Genomic DNA, 24,098 nt, shown 5'->3' with positions numbered 1-24,098 from the left:
TCAGGCCGCCGATTCCAGCCGTTCAGCTGCCTGTTCCCGCTCCCACAACCTTCGGTAAAGGCCCTGTTCCGTGATCAGATCGGAGTGGTGCCCCTGTTGAACCAGCCGTCCCTGATCCAGCACCAGAATTCGGTCGCAGGCCGCGGCCGCCGAAAGCTGATGGCTGATCATCACAATCGTGCGTTGTGTCTGGCGTCGGACTGAAGCGAGAATCTCTGCTGCGGTGTTGTTGTCAACGCTCGCCAGTGCGTCATCGAGAACCAGAACAGGAGCCTTAAGCAACAGGGCCCTGCCGAGCGCGGTGCGTTGTCTCTGGCCTCCACTGAGCGTGATCCCCCGCTCTCCCACCAGTGTGTTCATGCCATCGGGGAAACCGCGCACATCTCCCAGCAGGCGAGCCTGTTCAGCCGCTGCCTCAACCCGACCGATGTCGGCTTCGGGTTCGCCGTAGCGAAGATTGTCCGCCAGGCTGCTGGTGAACAGGTAGCCCTCCTGAGGAACCAGGGCGATCTGTTCACGCAGGTCAACAAGACGCAGGTTGGTGAGGTCGTGCCCATCGAGAAACAGTTGATGCTGGGGCACCTCCACCATGCGACCAAGGGCACGGGCGAGCGTGGTCTTGCCGCAGCCCACCGGCCCCACAACGGCCACCAGTTCGCCTGAGTGAATCTTGAAACTCAGACCGTCAAGGGTGTCGCAATCGGATCCGTCGTAGCGGATGTGAAGGTTGCGGGCCTCCAGTTCTCCGCGCACAGGCTGTTCAAGACACTCCGGTTCAACAGGGTCATTGATCAGCGGTCGTCTCGACAGCAGTTCCTCAACACGCTCCAGGCTGACTTGTCCGGTCTGGAATGTATTAAGCGTGAAACCAAGCAGAGCCGTGGGAAACACCAATCGCTCCACATAAAGAATCAGGGCCACCAGGCCACCGATGGACAACGTCCCCTGCTGGAGCTGACCGCTCCCCAGTGCGAGCAGCAGCAGCAGGGAGATCGACGAGATGCCCTCAAGCAAGGGAAACAGGGTGCTGCGCGTACGCGCCAGCTGGATGGCGGTATCGCGGTATCCGCGGTTGCGCGAACTGAATGCATTCAGTTCCTGTTCTTCCTGGCTGTAAATCTTGATCGCTGCGATCCCTGAAAGGTCTTCCTGAATCAGTTCACTCAGACCTGCCAGCGCTTCCTGCTGGCGGCGCTGTTCGCGCATCATTCGCCCACCGAACAGGCGCACTGCACCGAGCATCACCGGGTAGAGGGAGATCGCAGCAACGGTGAGACCGGGATCGATCGCCAGCATGGCCGGCAGAGTGAACGCGTAGGCCAGAACGGTGTTCGTGAGACTCAGCACTGCAAAACCCAGCAGTCTTCGAACGTTCTCAACGTCGCTGGTGGCTCGGCTGATCACCTCACCACTACCTGTTTGCTGAACCCATCCAGGCTCCTGCTGCAGCATCTGATCAAACAGCTTCTGACGAAGCTCAACCTCCACCTGACGCCCGACTCCAAAGACCAGCTGACGTGAGATGAGCCTCGCCACCCCCATGCTCGTCGCGAGAAGCACGATCCATCCCGCCTGTGCAAGCACATCGGAGAAGGCGAAACCCTCCTGAAGGTCATCGATCACCCGCCGAACCTCAAGAGGGATGGTGACGCTGAGAATGTTCACGATGACCAGAGCAACCGCACCCATCAGCACCGTTCGGCGATGGGGCTTCAGGTAGCGGCCGATCAGATCGAGGCGAAAAGCGGCCATCGCGATTTCTGAACAATGATCAACCTAGGCATTGAGCTGATGCTCAGGCGAGAGCAGAGCGCGAGGAAGGGTTGAGATTGGCGTCGAACTGGCCATTGCATCCTTTTTAAGGGATAGTGTTGATGTCCCCATCACCCGGCCCGGAGTGCATCTGCACCCGGGCTTTTTTCTGTCCGTCGAACCCAAGGCTCCAGGCCTCTCTTTTCCATGGTCTCCCAATCTGTTTCCTGGCCTCAGACACTGGAGCATCTTCTGAATGGAGGTGTGCTTGTTCCTGATCAGGCCGCGGCATTGATGAGGGCCTGGCTTTCCGAGGAGCTCACGCCTGTGCAGACAGGGGCTTTCCTGGCTGCGATCCGCTCAAGAGGGGTGGACGGCGGCGAACTCGGTGCCATGGCGGCGGTGCTGCGCGAGGCCTGTCCTCTCCCCGGCGAACGTCCAGATCTGCTGATGGTGGACACCTGCGGAACGGGAGGCGACGGTGCTGACACGTTCAATATTTCCACAGCCGTCGCATTCACGGCCGCAGCCTGTGGATCCCATGTGGCCAAGCACGGCAATCGAAGCGCCAGCGGCAAGGTGGGCTCAGCTGATGTGCTCGAAGGCCTCGGCCTGCATCTGCAGGCTCCTGCTGTCCAGGTGATCGATGCCCTCTCTCAGGCAGGGGTGACCTTTCTGTTTGCACCGGCATGGCACCCGGCTCTGGTGAATCTGGCCCCGCTGCGCCGCAGTCTGGGTGTGCGAACGGTGTTCAATCTGCTTGGCCCTCTGGTGAATCCCTTGCGTCCCAACGGTCAGGTGCTGGGCGTGGCGACCGAAGACCTGCTGGATCCTATGGCGGAAGCACTGCAAAGCCTTCGTCAGGACCGGGCGGTGGTTGTTCACGGCGCCGGTGGCCTCGATGAAGCCTCGCTGGCGGGTCCCAATTCCCTGCGCATTCTTGAGAACGGAGTGCTGCGGTCTGAATCCATCGCACCGGGGGATCTGGGTCTCCGGGCGGCACCTCTCGATGCATTGCGCGGCGGTGATCTCGCCTGTAACCAGACGATTCTCAGAGAGCTTCTCCAGGGCCGCGGCACCCAGGCTCAGATGGATGTGGTGGCTTTCAACTGTGCTCTGGTGCTTTGGGTGGCCGGTGTGGAGATGGACTTGAAGGTGGGTGCCCAGCGAGCTCTCGCGGCTCTGGGGCATGGTCATGCCTGGGAGCGTCTTGAGCAGCTGCGGCTGGCCCTGACCCCCGCCGAGGGAGGATGAGGGCTCCAGCGTTGTTGAGGGGATTCATCTGCTGATGGCTGCTTCATCCGGGGAGTCGGCGTGGCTTGTGCTGGCCGATGGCACTGTCTTTTCAGGTCTGCCCTGTGGCGCCGGCGGCAGCGTGGTCGGCGAGGTTGTTTTCAACACCGGCATGACCGGGTATCAGGAGGTGTTGACCGATCCCAGCTATTACGGACAACTGGTCACGTTCACGTATCCGGAGCTGGGCAACACCGGGGTCAATCCTGACGATCAGGAAGCCGATAAGCCGCAGGCTCAAGGTCTGATTGCCCGGCAGCTCTCACCGGTGGCCAGCAACTGGCGCTCCCGGCAGAGTCTTCAGGACTGGTTGACGACCCACGGCGTCATCGGTATCCACGGCATTGACACCCGTGCGCTGGTTCGCCATCTGCGTGAAACAGGAGCGATGAACGGTGTGATCAGCTCCGATGGACGCTCGCCGGCTGAGCTGCTTGAGCTGGTGCGCTCTGCTCCGTCGATGGAAGGCCTGAATCTCGTCGACAGGGTTTCGACAACCACTCCCTATGGCTGGAGCGCGCCTTGCGCCGTTGATTTCGACCGACGTCTGCACAGTGGTCGACCTGAGAGCCCGTATCGCGTCGTTGCGATTGATTTCGGCATCAAGCGAGCCATTCTCGATCGATTGGTCAGTCACGGCTGTGATGTCACAGTCATGCCTGCATCCAGCGACCTGCAGAGCGTGCTGGATTGCAATCCTGAGGGTGTGTTCCTGTCCAACGGCCCCGGTGATCCAGCGGCTGTCAGTGAGGGGATTGCACTGGCCAGGGGTCTGATCCAGCAACGGGATCTTCCTTTGTTCGGCATCTGTCTCGGCCATCAGATTCTTGGACTGGCGATGGGTGGCACCACGTTCAAACTCGTCTATGGGCATCGCGGCCTCAACCATCCCTGCGGTACCACCGGACAGGTTGAGATCACCAGTCAGAACCATGGTTTTGCCTTGGATTCCGTGAGTCTCCCCACCGACAGCATCGAGGTGACCCACTTCAACCTCAACGACCGCACCGTTGCAGCGATGGCTCACAGGCAACAGCCGATGTTTGGCGTGCAGTATCACCCCGAGGCGAGTCCTGGTCCCCACGACGCCGACCACCATTTCGCCCGTTTCGTTTCGCTGATGTCAGATCGACGCTGATGCGTGGTCTGTCCCGGAGAGCATCACTACACTTCGCTCGACGACGACGCAACATGGGGGGTCTGGTCCCATCACTGAACTGCAGCGACTGACGGTTTCGCTCCGTGGAGGCTTTGAGCAGAAAGATGGCTGCCTGGTGTTTCACTTCACCGGCCAGTTGGATGCCTACTCCGAAAAGCAGTTCATCACTTATGTGATGGATGTTTTGAAGGCCAACGCCTTTCCGGCTGTCTTTGATCTGAGCAAAATCGACTTTCTCGATTCCTCCGGTCTAGGTGCACTGGTGCAGCTGGCCAAACAATGCAAAGACGCCAAGCGCAGCTTCGTGGTGGTTGGCAACGCCCGTGTCACCCAGACCGTGAAACTGGTCCGACTGGAATCCTTCCTGCATCTGGTCAACGATCTTGAGACGGCTTACACCCAGCTGGCTGCTTGAGCGACTGGATCCGGCTTCAACAGTCTCTTCCGGCGGGATCCACTGATCTTGGCCCCCTGCAGCTGGCCTGGCTTGGAGATGCTGTATGGGAACTGCATCAACGGCTGCGGCACTGCCGCCAGGCCGGACGTTCCAAGGACCTGCATCGAGCCGTGGTCTCCGAGGTTCGTGCCGATGCCCAGGCTGTTGCCCTGAAACGGCTCGAGCCGTGGCTCACTGAAGAGGAAAAGGATCTTGTGCGTCGTGGTCGCAATCGTGCCGGTCGCGGCCCGAGGGGTGCAGACCCTGCTGCCTATGGAAAGGCCACAGGATTTGAGACAATGGTTGGCTGGCTCTTTCTGCAGAATCCGACGCGGCTTGCCCAGCTTCTGGATCGACTCGAGGAGACCGAATCCGCCCTGTCATAACCATCGATTCCATGAGCTCCCGTTTTGATCGCCGCTCCGCCCGCCCCTCCCGTGGTGGCGATTCCGCAGGCGGGCGACCGCCTCGAGGCGGGGCCCGAGGTCGACGCCCCAAGGTGGAGGGCAGTCCGACGGGATCCCGCCGCCGGGATGGGGACAACAGTCGCGCTGACACTCCCTGGCGAGGGTCGCGTGATGGAGAGTTTCGAGGACGGGCACCGTCCAGGTCTGGTGCATTGCGTGGCGGTCCAGGCGGTCCAAGAGATGGATTGAGATCCTCTGACCGTGGTGATCGCCGTGATGGCGAGCGGCGCTTTGAGCAACGCCGTCAGGGAGACCGCCGCTTTGAAGACCGCCGTTTTGAAGGTCGCCGCCCTGAAGCCCGTCGCGACGCTGACCGCCGCCTAGCAGACCGTCGCGAAGCTGATCGTCGCGATGGCGATCGCCGCGGGGGCAACCGCCGCTTTGAAGACCGCCGTTTTGAAGGTCGCCGCCCTGAAGCCCGTCGCGATGGTGATCAGCGCTTCAAGGGACATCGTTCTGATGACAGGCGTTTCGCGGACCGTCGTCCGGGAGGACGCCGTTTCAGTGACGGGGACTCCCGAACTGTCTCTCCCGGGCGGGCCGAACGCCATGATCGTCAGGCCGCAGACCAGCCCCGAGGAGAAGCTGCTCCCCATGGGGCTGATCCCGTGGCTGATGATCTGCTCTGGGGCCGTCATGCCACCCAGGCGGCGCTCGAGGCCGGTCGTCCGGTCCATCGCATCTGGTGCACCAGTGAGATGCGCAGTGCTCCAAAGTTCATGCAGTTGCTTCGTGATGCCAAGTCCTCCGGAGTTCTGGTGGAGGAGGTCACCTGGGCTCGTCTGGCTCAGATGACAGGTGGTGCGGTTCATCAGGGCATCGCTCTGCAGACCGCAGCAGCGGACACCCTGAATCTTCCTGATCTGATCGACGGTTGCAGCGAGCTCAATGAACCGCCGCTGCTGCTCGCTCTGGATGGACTCACCGATCCTCACAATCTCGGCGCGATCGTTCGTTCCGCTGAAGCCCTTGGGGCACACGGGGTGGTTCTGCCTCAGCGTCGCAGTGCAGGTCTCACGGGATCCGTGGCCAAAGTCGCTGCCGGCGCACTGGAACACCTTCCCGTGGCTCGGGTTGTCAATCTCAACCGCTCCCTCGAATCGCTCAAGGATTCCGGATATCGCGTGGTCGGCCTTGCCGAGGAAGGCGATCAGACCCTGGAAGAAGTCGATCTGGAAGGTCCCCTTGTGGTGGTCACCGGCTCCGAAGGTCAGGGGCTTTCGATGCTGACCCGTCGCCACTGTGATCAGTTGATCCGCATTCCTCTGCGTGGTGTCACACCAAGCCTGAACGCTTCCGTCGCTACAGCTCTTTGCCTGTATGAGGTGGCTCGCCGCGGTTGGATGAAGGGATTGAAGGGGCAGAACCCTTCCCCCCGCATCGTGCGGCCCCAGCTGTCGACGCCGCCCCCGGTGACGCCGGAGCACGTTGATGCGTCACTCAACGGAACGTCCGCTGGTGACGATGCAGCAACATCGCCCGCCGATGCATCGGTTACTGCCGGGATAGAGGCCTCCAGCGAGTCTGAGCGCTCCCAGCCACAGCCTGAGGATCCAGGCATCGATCTGGGGATCGAACGTCTTCCTCACACGGCGGAACCATGCTTTGAAGGCAGCATTGATCTCTGACCGCAGTGGGGCGAACTTCAGGGACTCGGAACAGCGATGGTTGGAATCCTTCCGCCAGCGGTGAATCAGTGCACAATGACGATGTCTTCTTCGCTCCGCCATGGGCCCTCTGAACCGACCGCTGCGCTCACTTGCCAACGGTCTAGGTATGGCTTGGTGGGCACGGGTTCAGACCCACGGCCCGGATGTCACCTACTGGTTCGGTCCCTTCGTGCGTCGCACCACCTTGGAGCGTGAACTGCCTGCTTTTCTGAACGATGTGTCTGCGGAATCCCCCGCTTCACTTGATCATTCACTTCTGCGCTGTCGGCGTGCTGAACCGTTCACGATCGAATCCCAGGGGTGACACGGCCCGATGCCAACGCATCTGACTGATAGCGTCTCAGCTGCACGCGAATCCTGACCATGGCGATCGCCGAATGGCGTCAGCAACTGGCAAACGGGGAGGTGTCCGCGAGGGAACTCACCGATCTACATCTGGCCAGGATTGATGCGGTCGACTCCAGCGTTCATGCTTTTCTCGAGGTCACGGCAGAGCGTGCGCGTGCTGATGCCGATCGCATCGATGAGGCTCGTCGTTCTGGAGAGGACCTGCCGCCACTGGCTGGGATCCCTCTCGGCATCAAGGACAATCTCTGCACGAAGGGTGTACGCACTACCTGCTCCAGCCGCATGCTCGAGCAGTTCGTGCCTCCCTATGAGTCCACGGTGACTGACCGACTGTGGACCTCCGGAGCGGTACTTCTGGGAAAGACCAACCTGGACGAATTCGCCATGGGTGGCTCAACCGAAACCTCCGCATTCGGTGCAACCGCCAATCCCTGGAATCCTGAACATGTGCCGGGTGGCAGTTCCGGCGGCAGTGCAGCCGCAGTTGCCGCCGGCGAGTGTCTGGCTTCCATCGGCTCCGACACCGGTGGTTCGATTCGTCAGCCCGCATCCTTCTGCGGGGTGGTTGGTCTCAAGCCCACCTACGGGCGCGTGAGTCGTTACGGCCTGGTGGCTTTTGCCAGTTCCCTGGATCAGGTGGGACCGTTCACCTCATCGGTCGCGGATGCCGCCGAACTGTTGCAGGTCATGGCAGGAGCTGATCCGCGCGATTCGACCTGTCTGAATGTTCCTGTTCCTGACTACACAGCTGACCTTGCTGCTCCGATCAAAGGTTTGCGGGTCGGTCTGGTCACCGAGTGCTTTGACCAGGATGGATTGGACCCGCAGGTGAAGGCGTCGGTGCTGGCGGCAGCAGACCAGCTCAAATCACTTGGTGCCGAACTGGTGGACGTGAGCTGCCCCCGTTTCAACGACGGCATCGCCACCTACTACGTGATCGCCCCCTCGGAGGCATCCGCCAACCTCGCCCGCTACGACGGCGTGAAGTATGGCTATCGGGCAGGGGACGCAACATCTCTGGCTGCCATGACTGCCAGAAGTCGTGCGGAGGGTTTCGGCAGTGAGGTTCAGCGCCGCATTCTGATCGGCACCTATGCCCTCTCCGCCGGCTATGTCGATGCGTATTACAAGAAAGCGCAGCAGGTGAGAACACTGATCCGGCGCGATTTCGACGTGGCTTTTCAGTCGGTTGATGTGCTGTTGACGCCCACTGCTCCCAGCACGGCCTTCAGGAACGGTGCCCATGCGGATGATCCCCTGGCCATGTACCTGGCGGATCTGCTCACCATCCCGGCCAATCTCGCCGGTCTTCCGGCCATCAGCGTTCCCTGCGGCTTCGATGCCGGCGGTCTTCCGATCGGGGTTCAGCTCATCGGCAATGTCCTGCAGGAGCCCCGTCTGCTGCAGGTGGCTCATCAGTATGAGCAGGCGGCGGAGGTGATGAGGTCCCGGCCGCAAGCGGCTCTGGTGCCCGCCTGACACGATGCTTCAGGTCCGGTCAGCACCGCATCTGGTGTTGGTCGGGCTCACTGTGCACTGCATCTTGCGCATGCGCCTAGGCTGGGAGCATGGCTTTCGTTCCACTTCACAACCACAGCGACTACAGCCTGCTGGATGGTGCATCCCAGCTGCCTCAGATGGTGGAGCGTGCCAAGGAGCTGGGAATGCCGGCACTGGCACTCACCGATCACGGGGTGATGTACGGCGCTGTGGAACTGCTCAAGCTTTGTCAAGGCAGTGGTGTGAAGCCGATCATCGGCAATGAGATGTATGTCATCAATGGTTCGATTGATGACCCGCAACCCAAGAAGGAGCGTCGATATCACCTGGTGGTGCTCGCCAAGAATGCCGTCGGTTATCGCAATCTCGTCAAGCTGACCAGCATCAGTCACCTGCGCGGCATGCGAGGTCGTGGAATTTTTTCACGCGCCTGCGTGGACAAGCATCTGCTCGCTCAGTACTCCGAAGGTCTGATCGTGGCCACAGCCTGCCTGGGCGGTGAGATCCCACAGGCCATCATGCGCGAACGACCTGATGTGGCGCGCGATGTGGCCCGCTGGTATCAGAGTGTTTTCGGAGACGATTTCTACCTCGAGATTCAGGACCACGGCTCCCCGGAAGATCGCATCGTCAACGTGGAGATCGTGAAGATCGCCGATGAACTGGGCATCAAGGTTGTTGCCACCAACGATGCCCACTACCTCACCCGCAATGATGTGGAGGCCCATGATGCGCTTTTGTGCGTGCTGACGGGCAAGCTGATCAGTGACGAAAAGCGCCTTCGCTACACCGGCACCGAATACCTCAAATCGGAAGAGGAGATGGGCCACCTCTTCGCTGATCACCTCGAGCCTGAGGTGGTGAAGCAAGCGATTGCCAATACCGTCGCCGTCGCTGAAAAAGTTGAGGACTACGACATCCTGGGTCGCTATCAGATGCCCCGTTTCCCGATCCCTGATGGCCATACCCCCGTCACCTACCTGCGGGAGGTGACCGAGCAGGGCCTGCGAGAGCGTCTCGGCCTGACAGCGGCAGACACCATCGAAGAGGTCTACGCCGATCGGATGCTGCACGAGCTCAAAATCATGGAACAGATGGGCTTTCCCACCTATTTCCTGGTTGTCTGGGATTACATCCGTTTTGCTCGCGAACAGAGCATTCCCGTTGGCCCCGGTCGAGGTTCGGCCGCAGGATCACTTGTTGCCTATGCCCTCGGGATCACCAACATCGATCCCGTGAGCAACGGTCTGTTGTTTGAGCGTTTCCTCAATCCGGAACGCAGGTCGATGCCTGATATCGACACCGACTTCTGCATTGAGCGCCGCGGTGAGGTGATCGATTACGTCACCCGACGTTACGGCGATGAGAAGGTGGCTCAGATCATCACCTTCAACCGCATGACCTCAAAGGCCGTGCTGAAGGATGTGGCTCGCGTGCTGGACATTCCCTATGGCGATGCCGACCGGCTCGCCAAACTGATCCCTGTGGTCAGGGGCAAGCCAGCCAAGCTCAAGGCGATGATCGGCGATGACTCGCCGAATCCCGATTTCAGGGAGCGCTACGAGAAGGATCCCGTCGTGAAGCGCTGGGTCGACATGGCCATGCGCATCGAAGGCACCAACAAAACGTTCGGTGTCCATGCCGCTGGGGTGGTGATTGCCGCGGATCCCCTCGACGAACTGGTGCCTCTCCAGCGCAACAACGACGGTCAGGTGATCACCCAGTACTTCATGGAGGACGTGGAGTCGATGGGGCTGCTGAAGATGGACTTCCTTGGCCTCAAAAATCTCACGATGATCGACAAGACCCTTGAGCTTGTCGAGCAGACCCTTGGCAAACGGATCGACCCTGATCAGCTGCCCCCTGAAGATCAGGGAACCTTCGATCTGCTGGCCCGTGGTGACCTCGAGGGCATCTTCCAGCTCGAGTCCACCGGTATGCGTCAGATCGTGCGTGATCTCAAACCCTCATCCCTGGAAGACATCTCCTCGATCCTGGCTCTCTACCGACCAGGCCCACTCGATGCAGGCCTGATTCCAAAGTTCATCAACCGCAAACATGGCAGGGAGGCAATCGACTTCGCCCACAGCACCCTGGAGCCGATTCTGAGCGAGACCTACGGAATCATGGTGTATCAGGAGCAGATCATGCGCATCGCGCAGGACCTGGCCGGCTACTCCCTTGGAGAAGCGGATCTTCTGCGCCGGGCCATGGGCAAGAAAAAAGTATCGGAGATGCAGAAGCATCGCAGCATTTTTGTGAAGGGAGCGACGGAGCGCGGCGTTGACACCAAGGTCGCCGATGAGTTGTTTGATCAGATGGTGCTGTTCGCTGAGTACTGCTTCAACAAGAGTCATTCCACGGCCTACGGAGCGGTGACGTACCAGACCGCCTATCTGAAGGCGCACTATCCGGTGGCTTACATGGCTGCGCTGCTCACGGTGAATGCCGGAGCCAGCGACAAGGTTCAGAGATACATCTCCAACTGCAACGCCATGGGCATCGAAGTGATGCCTCCGGATGTGAACGCATCCGGAACCGATTTCACTCCCAAAGACAGCCGCATCCTTTTCGGCCTGTCGGCGGTGCGCAACCTTGGTGACGGTGCAATCCGGGCACTGATCAGCTCCAGGCAGACCGATGGTGTGTTTCAGTCACTCGCCGATCTCTGCGATCGGATTCCTTCGAGTGTGCTCAACCGGCGTAGCCTCGAAGCGTTGATCCACTGTGGAGCACTCGACGCGCTGGAGCCTGAGGCCAACCGCGCGCAACTGATCGCCGACCTTGATCTTCTGCTCGACTGGGCTGGATCCCGGGCAAGGGATCGTGCCAGCGGTCAGGGCAATCTGTTCGATCTGATGGCGGCCCCCGCCGAGGATGCAGCTGACGCCTCAACGGATCTAAGCCTTGCTCCCAAGGCGGCTCCTGTGAAGGACTATCACCCCAGCGAAAAACTGAAGCTTGAAAAGGACCTGGTGGGTTTCTATCTCTCCGATCACCCGCTCAAGCAGCTCACCGCACCAGCCCGTCTGCTGGCGCCGATCGGACTGGCCTGTCTGGAAGAACAGGCTGACAAGTCAAAGATCAGTGCCATTGCGATGATCAGTGAAATGCGTCAGGTCACCACACGTAAAGGCGACCGCATGGCGATTCTTCAGCTTGAGGATCTCACGGGCTCCTGTGAAGCCGTGGTGTTTCCGAAAAGTTATGCGCGGCTCTCCGATCACCTCATGGCCGAGGCCAGGCTTCTGGTCTGGGCAGCGGTGGATCGACGCGATGAGCGGGTTCAGTTGATCGTGGATGACTGCCGCGCGATTGATGATCTGCGGTTGCTTTTGGTGGAGCTGGATCCTGATCAGGCCTGTGATGTGGCTGTTCAGCACAAGCTCAGGGAGTGCCTCCAGGCCCAGCGTCCGGACCAGGATGAACTGGGTGTGCGCGTTCCCGTGGTGGCTGCCGTGCGTAAAGGTCCCGAGGTGCGTTACGTGCGTCTTGGCCCCCAGTTCTGTGTGAGGGATGTGGCCGCGGCTCAGCGACATCTGCAGAACAGTGCGTTCACCGTCAGCTGCAGCGACCCGTTGATGAAATGATGCTGAATCGGTGTGGGGCTCAGCCCTGCTTCTGGGCTTTCACTGAGCTGCGCAGACGTTGCAGGTTGGGCTTCAGATGCTCGAGTCCAAGAACCGTGCCCGGCTGAGGTTCCCAGCTTGCGGACAGAACTCCGTAGCTCAGGCCAACCAGTCCCAGCAGAAAGAAGAATCCTGATCCCAGAAGGGTGACGCTCGGAGGCACATCGAGAATGCCCCGGCTCACCACCAGATAACTGATCACAAAAACCGCCATCCCCATCAAGGACGGAACCCCTGTGGAGATAGCGACGCGTCGGGCCATTCGGTTGGCCACTTCTCTTGGGATCGCTTGATTCCGGCTGGTCTCGGAAACTGAACGACGCGGTTCAAAAGGGAGACGATCGCGTTTTTCAGCCATGACTCATGCAGATTCCGGAACGCGGCTCAACCGCGGATACCCAGTTTGGCGATGAGGCTGGTGTAGCGCTGTTCGCTCTTTCCCCTCACATAGCTGAGCAAACGCTTTCTGCGACCGATCATCTTCAACAGACCCTGTCGAGAGGAATAGTCGTGGTTGTTCTGCTGCAGGTGGCTGCTGAGCTTCGAGATGCGCTCGCTCAGCATCGCCACCTGAACCTCCGCCGAACCGGTGTCGGTGGCATGGGTCTGGTGAGTGTTGATCAGCTGCTGCTTTTCGGTGGTATCGAGCGACATGCGCGGCGTCTGGCCCTGACAGTGCAAAGAACCAACCTACCTGCCCGCGGTCCCGTTAAGCCGATTCGCTCAGCCAACGCAGGCTGGCGCGCAGCCAGCCTTCGCCGTCATTGTCTTCAGGAACCTCGGAACTGCTGGCGACAGCGCGCATGGCCCGTCGGATCTCCAGGTCTTCGTAGCCGAGGGTCTCGAGGGTGAGTTGCAGCTCCTGCAGTGAATCCGGCTGAATCGGCAGCGCTTTCACGTCACTGCGATCAACAATGGAGAGTGACGATTCGTCGGATTCGGGAGCCCAGGCTCCAAGGCGATCCCGCAGTTCCACGGCGATCCGCTCAGCAGTGCGCTTGCCGACCCCCTGAGCCTGCGTCAGCCGTTTCAGGTCCCCTTCAATGATGGCGATGACCAGATCGTGTGCGGCGCAGCAATCCAGCAGTGACAGGGCCATCTGAGGACCCACACCATTCACGGCTATCAGGGTTCGGAACAGGTCACGGTCCCGTTGCTGTGGGAATCCATACAGGGTCGACCCGTCATCTCGCTGAACCTGGTGGATCCAGACCGTGCAGCTTGAATCGGTCTGAGCCTGCTGGTCGCGTTTGGTCAGCTGCACCTCATAGCCGACTCCTGAACAGGCGATCACGACGCCTCGGCGGCCCCCCTGCTCCCAGCTCTGGATCCGTTCGCCCTGAAGCCAGCCGATCATGGAATGCCCCTGTCCGTTGAACCCTGACCACCATCAATGATGCCGGTAAAAACTGAGTTCAGAGTCACCCGGTGAGTTGAATCCTGGATCGTTGCTGTCACCGTCAGCCCCGCTGAGAAGCGGAAACGATTCCGTATCGATTGACAGGGTGAAAAAAGCGATTCAAGGCTGATTGAAGCAATGCCACCTATGGATCCGAAGTGTTCACACCGCTCCTGCTCAAGAGTGTTGTTGTTCATGGCGTTCGTGTCGCTGTGAATTGCATTCAGTCCATGAATCGAGATGGTCTGGACATACTTTGGATTCAACCCTCACTGCTGTGGAATTTGTCACAGATCGGTTGATGCTGGCGCACGGTTTCAAGTCGTTGATTGGTGAATTCTCGGTTGATTGATGATGTCGGCCATTGCTTCATGAATCGAACTTTTGAATCGTCTTGAGTTCCTTCTGACAATTCCTGTGTTTCCGGTGGCTGACCGTACCTTTGATGGCGGCTCTCCACACTTCACTTGGATCTGAAACAGCCCTAGACCAAAACAGTTGATTGAAGCTTTGCATGAATAACACAGGTTTCTTATGCAGTGACTCATGAATCGAGAGTCCGGAATTTTTCGATGACTCACGACATGGTTTGCTCCAACATCTTGCACTGTGATTGAACATGAAATTTTTTACCTCTCTTGCTGCTATTGCTTTGCTGATCATTCCTGCGAAATCGAACGCAAGGCCCATGGTCGGTGATCTCATGGCGGAAAAGCTCTACTACGCTGAGGGGCGTCAGCATCCGGGCCATCCTCTGCATGGCTCCCATGAAGGCCTATGGGCCGGTTCCGAGCATTCAACAGTTGTTGATTGATGCGTGATTGGGAATTTCCCTTCGATCAATATTTTGATTAATTGATAATCGAATTTTCTTTTGAAGCAATCTTCTCTCAACTCTTTGTAGCTTTCGTCACCTGAATGCTGCTTATCGTATGAGATCGTGAGTGATTAATTCTTGATCCATGGCAAAGTTACGGCTTGGCCTTTACGGGGCAACTGCTCTTGCTGGTATTGCATGGCCCTGGTATTGCATCTATCAGTTCATTCAAGAAACGGAAGCTTTGGGTCTGACTGATCCAATTGAAATCGTTAATTTGTTCTCTGAGGGAGTCTGGGCCAATGCTTCTGCCGGTTTCATTGCTGCTGATCTAACTCTGGTTCTGATTGCATCGTTTGTCTTTTACGCAGCGGAAGGCATTCGACTGAAAATGAAGTTCTGGTACCTCTACATCGCAGTGACGTTCGCTGTGTCCTTCGCCTTCTCATTCGGTCTGTTCATGTTCAACAGGGAGCGCAACATGGCTGCTGCATCTGCGGCCGACTAGTCGTAGCCGCCGATGCGGCACAGGCCATCCTGTCTGCAACTGAGGGGAGTGGTTACTGAATCCCTGCCGCGATTAGCCTGGGTAACAGCTCTGACCGAGCGCTCCAGACACCACCAATCGTTGGCATGCAGGTCACTGGAATTTCAGTTTTCAGCGCGTTTGATCACTCCCGATGTTCTGCTGTGACTGAACTTTTGGGCGGCCTGCACAGATTGTTGATGTCGATCATGCTCCTGTGCTTGATCAGTCTGGGGCTGACCTCCTGTTCATTCGGCGATCGTCCGCCTCGTGCTGTGATTCTCAGCGCTCTTGGCCAGCAGATTCAGCTCACCCAGAGTGCAATCGCCCAGTCTCTGGATCTTGAGGCCTCCGGTGCTCCAGAGGTCACCAGGGTTCGCATTGAGGAGCAGGAAAGTCTGAGCATTGGTGATCAGAAGGGCGTGCATCTCATCGGACGCTTCGATTGGCGACTGCCTGGAGATGCGGTCAAGGTCGACAGTACCTTCGAGTTGTTTCTCGAGCGAGGTGAACGCGGCCAGAGCTGGCGTCTGGCGTTGCCGAGTGGTTCCGATGACGGCACTTCGCAGACCTGGATCACTTATCCACTGGCTATCGATCCAGCCTGACGTTGTCTGGCGCTGAGACTGATGAGCGTGGCGCCGAGCACACAAAGCGCGCCAACGATCACGGAACCGGTCACCGGTTCAGCAAAGATCACAACACCCCAGAGAGTGGCAAACACCACCTGGACGTAATTGATTGAGGTTGCGCGTGCCGCAGGAAGCGCTGCCAGGCCTTCGGTCAACCAAACCTGTCCAATCTGCGTGAGCAGACCGACCCCCAGTAACCACAACCAGTCGATTGCCGTCGGCAGCACCAGATTGTTCACCAGGAACGGCAACGTCGCCGGGACTGAAACAAGCGGAAAATAGAACACGATCACCAGAGGATGTTCCCGAACAGAAAGCTGGCGAACGCTCACGTAAGCGAGAGCCGTTAACAGGGCTCCGCCAAGTCCGATCAGTGCTGAGATCGGTGGAAGTCCTGCCATCGGCTGTCCTGCCCACTCGGGCTGCACCACAAGCAGGACACCGAACAGCCCCAGCAGGATCGCCAGGCTGATGCGCTTGCGGATCGGTTCACGCAGCAAGGCCCAGGCGCAGACCGTGGTGAGGGTCGGGTAGGTGTATTGAAGAAGTGTGGCTGCGGCCAGAGGCAAACTGGAAATGGCCTGGAAAAACATCAGCAGTGCGCCAGTGCCGAGCACACCTCTCACCAACAGCAATCCCTTCTGGTGGCCCCAGGGTGACACCCCCAGTCGCCACAGCATGGTGATCGTGATCGCAAGGCTGATCAGCGATCGAATCAGAACGACCTCAGCCACGGGCAAGCGGCCTCCAAGGTGTTTGACGCAGACGGTCATCAGGCTGAAGGCCAGTGCAGCTCCGACCAGACTCACGCAGGCCTTCCATTCCTCAGAGGACTGCGATCCACGGAAGGTTGTCAGCAGGCCTCGCATTCATCGGTCTGCAAGCTAGTTCTCAACGATGCCACCCGAGCTGTGTTTGATCGAGCTCTGTGTGGAGAACATCAGAGCAGGTTCATTCCACCAGCGAGCCCTGTTCGAGCTTCACGATCCGATCGGCGATGTCGAGAATTTTGTTGTCATGGGTCACCATCACGATCGCGGTCTTGTTGTCGCGGGCCAGGGTCCTGAACAGATCCACCACATCGCGTCCGGAGTCCTTGTCAAGAGGAGCTGTGGGTTCATCGGCAAGCAGCAGCTGAGGTGAAGCGGCAAGCGCTCTGGCGATCGCCACGCGTTGCTTCTGCCCACCCGAAAGTTTTGAAGGGAAGTAGTCAATGCGTTCCCCCAGTCCAACCTGTCCAAGCACCTCGTTGCAGCGATAATTCATGGCCGCCCGGCCTTGCTCCAGCCATTCAGGGACAACCTCCAATCCAAGCCGAACGTTCTTCTGGGAATTGAGATAGGGCATCAGATTGTGAGCCTGGAAAATAAACCCAACTTTGCGGCGCAGTCTGGTGAGATTGGTCTTCGATGTTTGCCGCAATTCCTCATTGAAGATCCGCAGACTTCCATTCTGCGCTGAGCGCAGTCCGCCGACCATGGTCAGCAATGTTGTCTTCCCGGATCCAGAAGGACCCAGAAGAATTGTGATTTCACCGGGTTGAACGGTGAGGTTGATCGACCGCAACACCTGTTTGCGTTGATCTCCATCTCCGAACCAGTGATTCAGATCCTTGATTTCCACCAGTGGCTTTTGCTCGGTCATGCTCTGAAGACATCAGCCGGATCAAGGCGTCTTAACTTTGCTGTAGCCAGCCATCCTGAGCCTGAGCCTGAGCCTGAGCCTGAGCCTGAGCCTGAGCCTGAGCAAAGCAATAAAGTCATTGTGAACACGAGTGCCGCACGACTGAATGACATCACCACCAGCAATCCGGTGGCCTGCATGAGAACTCTGTAAAGCAGAGCGGAAACAATCAGGCTTGGCAGAACAGCAAGGCTTGCAAGAATAATTGACTCCTGAATAATGATTAATACGACGAAACGATCGTCATATCCCATTGCTTTCATTGTGGCGTATTCACTGATGTGTTCACCCACTTCTGAGTAAAGAATCTGGTAAACAACTATTCCTCCAACGCTGAAACCCACAAGAACACCAAGTCCGAAAATCAATCCGAAGGAGGTGTTGCGTTTCCAGTGCTCAACCTCGCGCTGCTGGAGTTCTTCAATGCTGAGAACCTGCAGCGAGGGCCCGAGAACTTCGTTCAGCCGGCTTTGAACATCGCTGGAATCGGCATCGGACTGAAGTTGAACCACCCCGATCTGAATCTCATCGGGATCACGGTCTGGGAAAAGACTCTGGAAATTGCTGGTTGAAGTGATCAGATTGATGTCTGCAGCGAAGGTGAGGCCCAGCTGAAACAGCCCGCTCACGCTGGTGCGTTGACCGTTGAGTTCAGTGGTGAAGGGCTGACCTTGCTCAAGGCGGGTCTTCACCGGACCTGCCGAATCCTTGGAGGCTTTGTCAAACAGAACACCTCCCTGCAGTTGCAGCGATGATCGCTGCGCTCCGATTTCTGAAGGCATCAGTGCCGGATTCCCGGGGTCAACGCCCATCACCAGCGCCTGGGTTGATGCCTGGGTCTCCGGATTCAGCCATTGCAGCTTGCCCAGTTGCAGTGGGCTCACTCCACGCACTCCCTGGAATCCAAGGACCTGCGTCAACCGTGATCTGGGGAAGCCGGCGGGTTCTCCGAAATTGGTGTATCGACGCGGGATGACAGCCAGAGTTCCATTGAACTGTTGAATCGGCCGTTTCTGGCTGTCGTAGAGCCCCCCCGAGAGACCGAGCTGGAAAAACACAAGGACATTGGCGAAACCAACTCCCGCCAAGGCCGCCGCCAGACGCAGGGGGCGGTGGGATAACTGAAGCCAGGCGATGGGGGTGCGCTTGATCACTCAGCCCACCACCGTCAGGGCTGTTTGGGTCTGATGCGTCGTTGCTCGTCCGTCAGAGGGTCGAACAGCACGTTCACCTGCAGATTGTTGATTCGGCTGGCGACGGCCAGGCTCTCCTCGGGGAGAGCGAGCTTCACTTTCACCACCCGTTTGTCGACCTTGTCCCCTGCCTCGCCGCTGGTCACGCTCTGACTGCTGATCTGTTGAGCAATCTCGGTGACCTCGGCGTTCTGACTTCGGCCGGGGAAGCCGGTTGCCGTGATGGTGGCCGTTTGTCCAGGGCGAATCTCAGGCAGATCACTCTGGTAGACCTCCGCAACCACCCCCATCCTCGTGGTGTCTCCCATCAACAGCAGTCCGTCTTCCCCGACGCGGTCTCCCGCTCTTGCGAGAATTTCAAGAATGGTGCCTTTGGATGGGGCCTTGACCGTCGCCTGGTCAAGATCAGCCCGGGCCTGCTTCACCTAAGCCTGTCTGACGCTCACATCCGCTTTCAGCGTGGTTTCGTTGGCGATCGCCTCGTTGAGCTGTGCCAGGGCTGCGTCCGAGTCGGCCTGAAGCGATTCATAGCGTTGAAGACTGGTCGCTCCATCCCTGTAAAGCTGTTTGCCGCGGCGTGCTTCGGCCTGCGCCTGTCGTCGCTCAGCTTCGTAGCGCTCAATCACGGAGATCTGGGCATCCAGTGCTCGCTGTGCCGCTGTCACCTCGGCTTCCGCCTTGGTGAGGTTCGCTTTGAGAACAGGCTGAGTTTCGAGAATGGCGAGTGGCTGGCCCCGTTCAACACGTTGACCCTCCTCCACCAGAACCTGGCGGATGCTGTCATTGCTGAGTGAATTCGGAAGACTCACCTTGAGGATGCCGTCGAGTGGCTCGATTCTTCCCAGGGCGGAAACCTGTCTGGTTTGAAGACTTTCAGTGGCATCGGTTTGCTTCTCAGGAGCACCGCATCCACTCAGGATTGCAGCGGACAATCCCAGAGCAATCAACAGTGAGGAGCCCTGATTCATGCTTCCCCAACCGCTGCCTGGATCGTATTGAGCCAGTTGGGGATTGTCATCACCGGGTGTGGCAGACCGGAAGCGGCAATTGCGATCGACGGGACGCGCGGTTTCTCGCAGAATGATCCGATGGTCAGTCCTCGACTTCACCCACGCACCATCGAGGCCGTCAAGGAACGGGCCGACATCGTGGATGTTGTGGGTGAGCACGTGGTGCTCAAAAAGAAGGGGCGTGAGTTTGTCGGGATCTGTCCGTTTCACGACGACAGCAAGCCGTCGATGACGGTGTCGCCCGCCAAGCAGTTCTATTACTGCTTCTCCTGCGGCGCAGGAGGGAACTCAATCAAGTTCCTGATGGAGTTTCAACGTCAAAGCTTCAGCGAGGTGGTGCTTGACCTTGCCCGGCGATACCAATTGCCGGTGGAGACTGTCGACGGGCCGCAGCAGGAGAAACTCAAACAACAGCTGTCTCGCCGCGACAAGCTGCACCGCGCGCTTGCACTGGCTTCCGGCTGGTTTCGTGCTCAGCTCAGGACTGAAGCCGGTGCCGATGCACTGCGCTACCTGCGGGAGACCCGCGGCCTGAGCGAAACCACCCTTGATCAGTTCGAGCTGGGTTATGCGCCGGATCAGTGGGATGGCCTGCTCAAGCATCTGCAGCAGGTGGAGGGATTGGCTCCGGAATTGCTTGAGGCAGCGGGGTTGGTGGTTCCCCGCAAAGGGGGAAATGGGTTTTATGACCGCTTCCGCCACCGTGTGATTGTTCCCATCCGTGATCGTCAGGGTCGCGTGATCGGGTTCGGTGGTCGCAGCCTCGATGGCAGTGAGCCCAAGTACCTCAATTCACCTGAAACGGAGGTGTTTGAGAAGGGTAAGCACCTGTTCGGACTTGACAGTGCTTCATCCGCAATCCGCAAGGACGACCGTGCTGTTGTGGTGGAGGGCTACTTCGATGTGATTGCTCTGCATGCCGCTGGTGTCACGAATGCGGTGGCCTCCCTGGGCACCGCTCTCAGCAGTCAGCAGATCACGCAGCTTTGCCGGTGCAGTGATGGCAAGCGCATCGTTCTGAATTTCGATGCCGACGGCGCTGGCGTTCGAGCTGCCAACCGAGCGATCGGTGAGGTGGAGCAGCTGGCACTCCAGGGGCAACTTGAGCTGAGAGTTCTGCACCTTCCATCAGGAAAGGACCCTGATGAATTTCTCAAGGAGCATGGAGCCGGTGAGTATCGCGCTCTGCTGGATCAGGCGCCGCTCTGGCTTGACTGGCAGATCGACCAGGTTCTGGAGGGCAGGGATCTCAGCAAGGCGGATCAGTTCCAGCGTTCGGTGGCTTCGCTGGTTGCGTTGCTGGGCAAGCTTCCCCAGTCAGCCATCCGCACTCACTACATCCAGCAGGTGGCCGAGCGCCTCAGCGGTGGGCAGGGACGCCTGGCTCTGCAGCTGGAAGAGGATCTCAGGCAGCAGGTTCAGGGTCAGCGTTGGCACGGACGATCAACGCGACTCGAGAAGGCCGGCGATGCTTCCCAGCGTGAACGTTCCGAAGCAGAGATCCTGCTGCTTTACCTGCATTGCCCGTCCCATCGGGCCGGCATCCGCCAGGAACTGAGGAGCAGGGAGCTCGAGGATTTCGCGATTCAGCATCACCGTCTGCTCTGGGCAGGCATCACGGATCTGGAGGAAGGCAATCTCGGCAGTGTGCGTCTGGAAGCGATCAGTCGCGGGGATGATCGCGGCGATGAACTGGCAGACCTCGATTTGCCCCGACTGCTCACGGATCAGCTCCTGCTCGACAACAGTGATCTGGTGAAGCGGTTGACGCCACTGCTCGAACCGGGTGAGCTGCAGCGTGTGGCATTGGCTCGACCGATGGATCAGCTGCGTGGAACAGCAGCGATGCTCGAGCGTCAGAAGAGCCATAAACGCTGCCGGCATCTGCTGGAAGCCTGGACGGGTCAACGTCTGCAGACCCTGGAGCGTTGCATTGCCGTTTTGATTGAACAGGAGAAGGATGAGCAGTCATCTCCTGCTGTTGAGATGGAAGTTGACATGGAGCAGCGCATCCACGCCATGTTTGAAGATCTCAATGCTGAAGCTCTGCGTTTTCAGGAGCTGTACTACACCGAACGTCGACACATCCAACATCTCGATCAACAGCGTTGTGCCGGGTATGCCTCGGACACCACTTCTGAGCCGGCAGCCTCTGTCAACGGTTGAGTTAGCGGCCCATCCAGCCTCCGTCCACAACCAGGGTCTCGCCATGCACATAGCGCGAGGCATCACTGGCGAGGAACACCACCGGACCGCGCAGGTCGTCAGGTGATCCATAGCGACCGGCGGGGATGCGCTCAAGAATCTGCCTTGATCTCACCGGATCCGACTGCAGCACCGCAGTCATCTCTGTCTTCACGTACCCGGGTGCAATGGCATTGACTCTCACGCCGCGACCAGCCCATTCATTGGCCAGTGAGCGAGTGAGGTTGGCCAAGCCGGCTTTGCTGGCCGCATAGCTGGCCACATTCAATCCACCCTGATCACTGAGCACAGAGGCTGTTGAAATGATGCTTCCCTGTCCCCGCGCCAGCATCACTGCTCCGATCCTGCGACTCACTCTGAACGCTGCGCTGAGGTTGACCTCCAGCACACTGTCCCAGAGCTCATCGCTGTGTTCCTCCGCTGGAGACCGGCGAACGATGCCGGCGTTGTTCACCAGCACGTCGATCACCGGATGCCTGCTGAGGATTGTGTCCAATACGAGGTCGACGGCATGGCGGTCGCTGAGGTCGCAGCCAAAACCGGAAAATTGACGGCCACGCCGGCGAATCGCCTCCCCCACCTCACTGCTGTCGGGGTTGAGTGAGGCGCTGATACCAACAACGTCGGCTCCTGCTGCGGCCAGTGCATCCGCCATGGCCTGACCAATGCCACGCCGGCATCCCGTGACCAGTGCCACCTGACCATCAAGCCTGAACAGCGAATCCTGCATCGTTCTGCGTGTCCCTCAGATCCCATTTTCGAGTGTCCAGTCACTGGGCAGTGGTTCAGTTCGGAGTCATGATCAACACGGTCGTTCCCCGTGTCCGATGTCTGAATTCTTCGAAGCGTTCTGGCATGGGGAGGGCATCGGCGATGGCGGTGACCTGGAGGAGGCTTTGCAGGCTTATGTGACCGTCAAGCCTGACGACAACGACTGGATTGCGGCCTGTGCAGTGAAGGAGGCGGCTCCCCGGATCGAGCGTTTTCCGTCATTCGATGCCTATCTCGACAACCAGGACCCCCTGGAGGTGATTGAGGTTTCACCACAGATGATTGTGGTGGCGATCGAACAGCTGCCTGTCTGATGTCTTTCCCGTCCGTTGATTTCGAGGCCAGCGCACCGGTGAATGACCTCTGGCCTGCTCTTGTTGAGCGGCTCGGTCTTGAACGGTCGCAGCGTGCGGTCCGACAGGCACTGGACCTTCAGGCCATGCAGGGCAGTGCCGCAACTGTTCCGGTGTTGTTCTGTGAAACCTGTGGCCTGGCTCTCGCCAGCACTGATCTGCTGCGCGAGCAGACCGGGCTTAACGGCCACGGTGATGACTTCGTGCTCTTGTTCTCACCCAGATCCAACGCAGTGCAGTTGGTTTGCCCTGTCTGAGCTGAGAAGGCTGTTTGTCCAGAGAAATTTGTCTGTCAAGAGAGGGGGTCTGGTCAAGTTTCGGCAACCTGCGGTTGCCTAGATTGCAGTCGTTTTTGGTTAGGGCTCACAAATATCAGTGGCCACAGGCAGGGTGATTAAGCCATCAAGAAGTTGCCCTTTCCGTTGTTTGATGGCACGAAAAATTCAGCTTCCACTGTCGAAAAGCTCCAGTTCCAGCACCGCAGCTTGGGCTGCCATGACCTTTGCCTGCATTACAGCCCTTGCCGTCTGGGGCTTGGCGAACGCCTACCCCCACATCTGATGGTCATGGCCGAACAACCTGTTCAGTTCTGAACAATGCTGTTTTTGTATCCAGATGAACGACCAATCCCGGTATGACTGTCTTATAAGAAGTCTGTAGCGGCAGCTACCAACAACGTTCACCTCTTTTCAAAAGAGGCGCAGTTCGATTCAGGCCAAGGAACGGGGACCTGAACTTGCTTCGAGGAACCATCGATGACAGCTCTCATCTACCGAGGCCATTCCTACATCCCTCATCACACTGCTGTTCAAAAACAGAGTGTCGAACTCACCTACCGACGCGAGCATTACAACGCTCGTCGCCAGCAGGCAGCGAGAGATCTGCACCCGCAACTCGCTTATCGCGGAGTGTCCTACGCCAGGTGATTCAGCCGGCAAGGTTGCAGGCCTCGTTTCGACGAGGCTTTTTTGTTGGCTTGTCATCAAACATCCCCAAGCCATGGATCATCATCAGGAAGGCCGCCCTTCCAGATGGAAAGACGGCCTAGATCGCTCGTTTGTGCATTTTCAACCATCACTTGTAGGGAAAGAAAGGGGTCGAAGCTTCTGGCTGGAGGCGCCCTGGGGCCATTGGCTCTAGGTGTCGGGTTGTTGTCTCCTGGGGCACCTAGGGCGGTGCAAACGGAGCGGCGATTGGCGTGGCGTACAAGGTCTGCCTACCAAAGGACCAACCCAGGTCATTGTTGAGACTGTTG

At 58.6% G+C, this 24,098-nt stretch carries 26 protein-coding genes; 16 read left to right on the top strand and 10 right to left on the bottom strand.

The genetic code is table 11. From position 1 onward, the window contains the following. Positions 1–1,752, bottom strand: coding sequence for an ABC transporter ATP-binding protein (locus SIB73_RS05420; protein WP_413402306.1), 1,752 nt, complete (start codon positions 1,750–1,752; stop codon positions 1–3). Between the two features lie 207 nt (positions 1,753–1,959). Here SIB73_RS05420 and trpD point away from each other — a divergent pair, with 207 nt between their 5' ends. The 8 genes from trpD (at position 1,960) to SIB73_RS05380 (ending at position 12,215) form a co-directional block, all read left to right on the top strand. Next, complete coding sequence (gene trpD / locus SIB73_RS05415; protein ID WP_413402307.1) at positions 1,960–3,006, top strand: anthranilate phosphoribosyltransferase; 1,047 nt, start codon at positions 1,960–1,962, stop codon at positions 3,004–3,006. A 34-nt stretch (positions 3,007–3,040) separates the two neighbouring features. Then, positions 3,041–4,183, top strand: coding sequence for a glutamine-hydrolyzing carbamoyl-phosphate synthase small subunit (gene carA / locus SIB73_RS05410; RefSeq protein WP_413402309.1), 1,143 nt, complete (start codon positions 3,041–3,043; stop codon positions 4,181–4,183). An 88-nt stretch (positions 4,184–4,271) separates the two neighbouring features. Then, positions 4,272–4,619, top strand: coding sequence for an STAS domain-containing protein (locus SIB73_RS05405; RefSeq protein WP_074160780.1), 348 nt, complete (start codon positions 4,272–4,274; stop codon positions 4,617–4,619). Continuing rightward, a complete protein-coding gene (locus SIB73_RS05400) occupies positions 4,616–5,026 on the top strand; it encodes a ribonuclease III domain-containing protein (protein ID WP_413402310.1) in 411 nt (136 codons plus the stop codon). The genes SIB73_RS05405 and SIB73_RS05400 overlap by 4 nt, the downstream gene beginning before the upstream one ends. An 11-nt stretch (positions 5,027–5,037) precedes the next feature. Further along, complete coding sequence (rlmB, locus tag SIB73_RS05395; protein ID WP_413402311.1) at positions 5,038–6,735, top strand: 23S rRNA (guanosine(2251)-2'-O)-methyltransferase RlmB; 1,698 nt, start codon at positions 5,038–5,040, stop codon at positions 6,733–6,735. A gap of 100 nt (positions 6,736–6,835) precedes the next feature. Further along, complete coding sequence (locus SIB73_RS05390; protein WP_413402313.1) at positions 6,836–7,081, top strand: DUF1816 domain-containing protein; 246 nt, start codon at positions 6,836–6,838, stop codon at positions 7,079–7,081. Positions 7,082–7,140: 59 nt separating this feature from the next. Then, complete coding sequence (gatA, locus tag SIB73_RS05385; protein WP_413402314.1) at positions 7,141–8,604, top strand: Asp-tRNA(Asn)/Glu-tRNA(Gln) amidotransferase subunit GatA; 1,464 nt, start codon at positions 7,141–7,143, stop codon at positions 8,602–8,604. Positions 8,605–8,693: 89 nt separating this feature from the next. Beyond that, positions 8,694–12,215 carry a DNA polymerase III subunit alpha gene (locus tag SIB73_RS05380; protein WP_413402315.1) on the top strand — a complete coding sequence of 1,174 codons (3,522 nt, stop codon included), beginning with the start codon at positions 8,694–8,696 and terminating at the stop codon, positions 12,213–12,215. Positions 12,216–12,234: 19 nt separating this feature from the next. Here the strand turns inward: SIB73_RS05380 and SIB73_RS05375 are convergent, their stop codons facing one another. From SIB73_RS05375 to ruvA, 3 genes are read right to left on the bottom strand one after another with little or no spacing between them, the layout of a single operon-like run. Then, positions 12,235–12,612: a PAM68 family protein gene (locus SIB73_RS05375; RefSeq protein ID WP_413402316.1), complete on the bottom strand. Its 378-nt coding sequence runs from the start codon at positions 12,610–12,612 to the stop codon at positions 12,235–12,237. Positions 12,613–12,638: 26 nt separating this feature from the next. Next, entirely contained in the window at positions 12,639–12,908 is a 270-nt protein-coding gene (rpsO, locus tag SIB73_RS05370; protein ID WP_066906638.1) for a 30S ribosomal protein S15, read from the bottom strand. Positions 12,909–12,963: 55 nt separating this feature from the next. Then, the gene (gene ruvA / locus SIB73_RS05365) at positions 12,964–13,611 is read right to left on the bottom strand and encodes a Holliday junction branch migration protein RuvA (protein WP_413402318.1); all 648 of its coding nucleotides are present in this window, start codon (positions 13,609–13,611) and stop codon (positions 12,964–12,966) included. A 730-nt stretch (positions 13,612–14,341) separates the two neighbouring features. Here ruvA and SIB73_RS05360 point away from each other — a divergent pair. The 3 genes from SIB73_RS05360 to SIB73_RS05350 all read left to right on the top strand — a co-directional run bounded on the left by SIB73_RS05360 (position 14,342) and on the right by SIB73_RS05350 (position 15,604). Then, positions 14,342–14,467 carry a hypothetical protein gene (locus SIB73_RS05360; protein ID WP_413402323.1) on the top strand — a complete coding sequence of 42 codons (126 nt, stop codon included), beginning with the start codon at positions 14,342–14,344 and terminating at the stop codon, positions 14,465–14,467. Between the two features lie 148 nt (positions 14,468–14,615). Beyond that, positions 14,616–14,978, top strand: a complete 363-nt coding sequence (locus tag SIB73_RS05355) for a DUF2834 domain-containing protein (RefSeq protein ID WP_413402325.1) — start codon at positions 14,616–14,618, stop codon at positions 14,976–14,978. A 218-nt stretch (positions 14,979–15,196) separates the two neighbouring features. Then, positions 15,197–15,604: a hypothetical protein gene (locus SIB73_RS05350; protein WP_413402327.1), complete on the top strand. Its 408-nt coding sequence runs from the start codon at positions 15,197–15,199 to the stop codon at positions 15,602–15,604. On the opposite strand, the gene SIB73_RS05345 is transcribed toward SIB73_RS05350, so the two are convergent. The 5 genes from SIB73_RS05345 to SIB73_RS05325 all read right to left on the bottom strand — a co-directional run bounded on the left by SIB73_RS05345 (position 15,577) and on the right by SIB73_RS05325 (position 19,613). Further along, positions 15,577–16,497: a DMT family transporter gene (locus SIB73_RS05345; protein WP_413402329.1), complete on the bottom strand. Its 921-nt coding sequence runs from the start codon at positions 16,495–16,497 to the stop codon at positions 15,577–15,579. The genes SIB73_RS05350 and SIB73_RS05345 overlap by 28 nt on opposite strands. Positions 16,498–16,579: 82 nt before the next feature. Further along, positions 16,580–17,272: an ATP-binding cassette domain-containing protein gene (locus SIB73_RS05340; RefSeq protein WP_413402331.1), complete on the bottom strand. Its 693-nt coding sequence runs from the start codon at positions 17,270–17,272 to the stop codon at positions 16,580–16,582. Further along, on the bottom strand, positions 17,269–18,465 hold the full coding sequence (gene devC / locus SIB73_RS05335) for an ABC transporter permease DevC (protein ID WP_413402333.1): 1,197 nt from the start codon (positions 18,463–18,465) through the stop codon (positions 17,269–17,271). Before devC ends, SIB73_RS05340 begins: the two co-directional genes overlap by 4 nt. A 14-nt stretch (positions 18,466–18,479) precedes the next feature. Beyond that, on the bottom strand, positions 18,480–18,929 hold the full coding sequence (locus tag SIB73_RS05330; RefSeq protein ID WP_413402335.1) for an efflux RND transporter periplasmic adaptor subunit: 450 nt from the start codon (positions 18,927–18,929) through the stop codon (positions 18,480–18,482). Next, the gene (locus SIB73_RS05325) at positions 18,930–19,613 is read right to left on the bottom strand and encodes a biotin/lipoyl-binding protein (protein WP_413402337.1); all 684 of its coding nucleotides are present in this window, start codon (positions 19,611–19,613) and stop codon (positions 18,930–18,932) included. Here SIB73_RS05325 and dnaG point away from each other — a divergent pair. Then, positions 19,593–21,680: a DNA primase gene (gene dnaG / locus SIB73_RS05320; protein WP_413402339.1), complete on the top strand. Its 2,088-nt coding sequence runs from the start codon at positions 19,593–19,595 to the stop codon at positions 21,678–21,680. The two genes, SIB73_RS05325 and dnaG, sit on opposite strands and share 21 nt — an antisense overlap. 1 nt (position 21,681) lies before the next feature. Here dnaG and SIB73_RS05315 read toward each other — a convergent pair whose 3' ends face one another. After that, on the bottom strand, positions 21,682–22,449 hold the full coding sequence (locus SIB73_RS05315; RefSeq protein ID WP_413402340.1) for an SDR family oxidoreductase: 768 nt from the start codon (positions 22,447–22,449) through the stop codon (positions 21,682–21,684). Between the two features lie 97 nt (positions 22,450–22,546). Here SIB73_RS05315 and SIB73_RS05310 point away from each other — a divergent pair, with 97 nt between their 5' ends. From SIB73_RS05310 to SIB73_RS05295, 4 genes are all read left to right on the top strand, one after another. Continuing rightward, on the top strand, positions 22,547–22,804 hold the full coding sequence (locus SIB73_RS05310; RefSeq protein ID WP_413402342.1) for a hypothetical protein: 258 nt from the start codon (positions 22,547–22,549) through the stop codon (positions 22,802–22,804). Beyond that, the gene (locus SIB73_RS05305; RefSeq protein WP_413402344.1) at positions 22,804–23,100 is read left to right on the top strand and encodes a hypothetical protein; all 297 of its coding nucleotides are present in this window, start codon (positions 22,804–22,806) and stop codon (positions 23,098–23,100) included. The genes SIB73_RS05310 and SIB73_RS05305 overlap by 1 nt, the downstream gene beginning before the upstream one ends. A 172-nt stretch (positions 23,101–23,272) precedes the next feature. Beyond that, complete coding sequence (locus SIB73_RS05300; protein ID WP_413439737.1) at positions 23,273–23,404, top strand: hypothetical protein; 132 nt, start codon at positions 23,273–23,275, stop codon at positions 23,402–23,404. 194 nt (positions 23,405–23,598) lie between these two features. Then, complete coding sequence (locus SIB73_RS05295; protein ID WP_413402346.1) at positions 23,599–23,769, top strand: DUF4278 domain-containing protein; 171 nt, start codon at positions 23,599–23,601, stop codon at positions 23,767–23,769. The last annotated feature ends 329 nt before the right edge of the window (positions 23,770–24,098 follow it).

Source organism: Synechococcus sp. MIT S9509 (assembly GCF_047303035.1).
Taxonomy (GTDB): Bacteria; Cyanobacteriota; Cyanobacteriia; order PCC-6307; family Cyanobiaceae; genus Synechococcus_C.
This window is presented reverse-complemented; position numbering and strand designations above follow the sequence as displayed.

Bases quoted from the DNA above. Each gene is read 5' to 3' on its own strand.
- SIB73_RS05420 (WP_413402306.1), bottom strand. From the start codon at position 1,752: ATGGCCGCTTTTCGCCTCGATCTGATCGGCCGCTACCTGAAGCCCCAT.
- trpD (WP_413402307.1), top strand. From the start codon at position 1,960: ATGGTCTCCCAATCTGTTTCCTGGCCTCAGACACTGGAGCATCTTCTG.
- carA (WP_413402309.1), top strand. From the start codon at position 3,041: ATGGCTGCTTCATCCGGGGAGTCGGCGTGGCTTGTGCTGGCCGATGGC.
- rlmB (WP_413402311.1), top strand. From the start codon at position 5,038: ATGAGCTCCCGTTTTGATCGCCGCTCCGCCCGCCCCTCCCGTGGTGGC.
- SIB73_RS05390 (WP_413402313.1), top strand. From the start codon at position 6,836: ATGGGCCCTCTGAACCGACCGCTGCGCTCACTTGCCAACGGTCTAGGT.
- gatA (WP_413402314.1), top strand. From the start codon at position 7,141: ATGGCGATCGCCGAATGGCGTCAGCAACTGGCAAACGGGGAGGTGTCC.
- SIB73_RS05380 (WP_413402315.1), top strand. From the start codon at position 8,694: ATGGCTTTCGTTCCACTTCACAACCACAGCGACTACAGCCTGCTGGAT.
- SIB73_RS05375 (WP_413402316.1), bottom strand. From the start codon at position 12,612: ATGGCTGAAAAACGCGATCGTCTCCCTTTTGAACCGCGTCGTTCAGTT.
- rpsO (WP_066906638.1), bottom strand. From the start codon at position 12,908: ATGTCGCTCGATACCACCGAAAAGCAGCAGCTGATCAACACTCACCAG.
- ruvA (WP_413402318.1), bottom strand. From the start codon at position 13,611: ATGATCGGCTGGCTTCAGGGCGAACGGATCCAGAGCTGGGAGCAGGGG.
- SIB73_RS05360 (WP_413402323.1), top strand. From the start codon at position 14,342: ATGGTCGGTGATCTCATGGCGGAAAAGCTCTACTACGCTGAGGGGCGT.
- SIB73_RS05355 (WP_413402325.1), top strand. From the start codon at position 14,616: ATGGCAAAGTTACGGCTTGGCCTTTACGGGGCAACTGCTCTTGCTGGT.
- SIB73_RS05350 (WP_413402327.1), top strand. From the start codon at position 15,197: ATGTCGATCATGCTCCTGTGCTTGATCAGTCTGGGGCTGACCTCCTGT.
- SIB73_RS05345 (WP_413402329.1), bottom strand. From the start codon at position 16,497: ATGCGAGGCCTGCTGACAACCTTCCGTGGATCGCAGTCCTCTGAGGAA.
- SIB73_RS05340 (WP_413402331.1), bottom strand. From the start codon at position 17,272: ATGACCGAGCAAAAGCCACTGGTGGAAATCAAGGATCTGAATCACTGG.
- dnaG (WP_413402339.1), top strand. From the start codon at position 19,593: ATGGTCAGTCCTCGACTTCACCCACGCACCATCGAGGCCGTCAAGGAA.
- SIB73_RS05315 (WP_413402340.1), bottom strand. From the start codon at position 22,449: ATGCAGGATTCGCTGTTCAGGCTTGATGGTCAGGTGGCACTGGTCACG.
- SIB73_RS05310 (WP_413402342.1), top strand. From the start codon at position 22,547: ATGTCTGAATTCTTCGAAGCGTTCTGGCATGGGGAGGGCATCGGCGAT.
- SIB73_RS05305 (WP_413402344.1), top strand. From the start codon at position 22,804: ATGTCTTTCCCGTCCGTTGATTTCGAGGCCAGCGCACCGGTGAATGAC.
- SIB73_RS05300 (WP_413439737.1), top strand. From the start codon at position 23,273: ATGGCACGAAAAATTCAGCTTCCACTGTCGAAAAGCTCCAGTTCCAGC.
- SIB73_RS05295 (WP_413402346.1), top strand. From the start codon at position 23,599: ATGACAGCTCTCATCTACCGAGGCCATTCCTACATCCCTCATCACACT.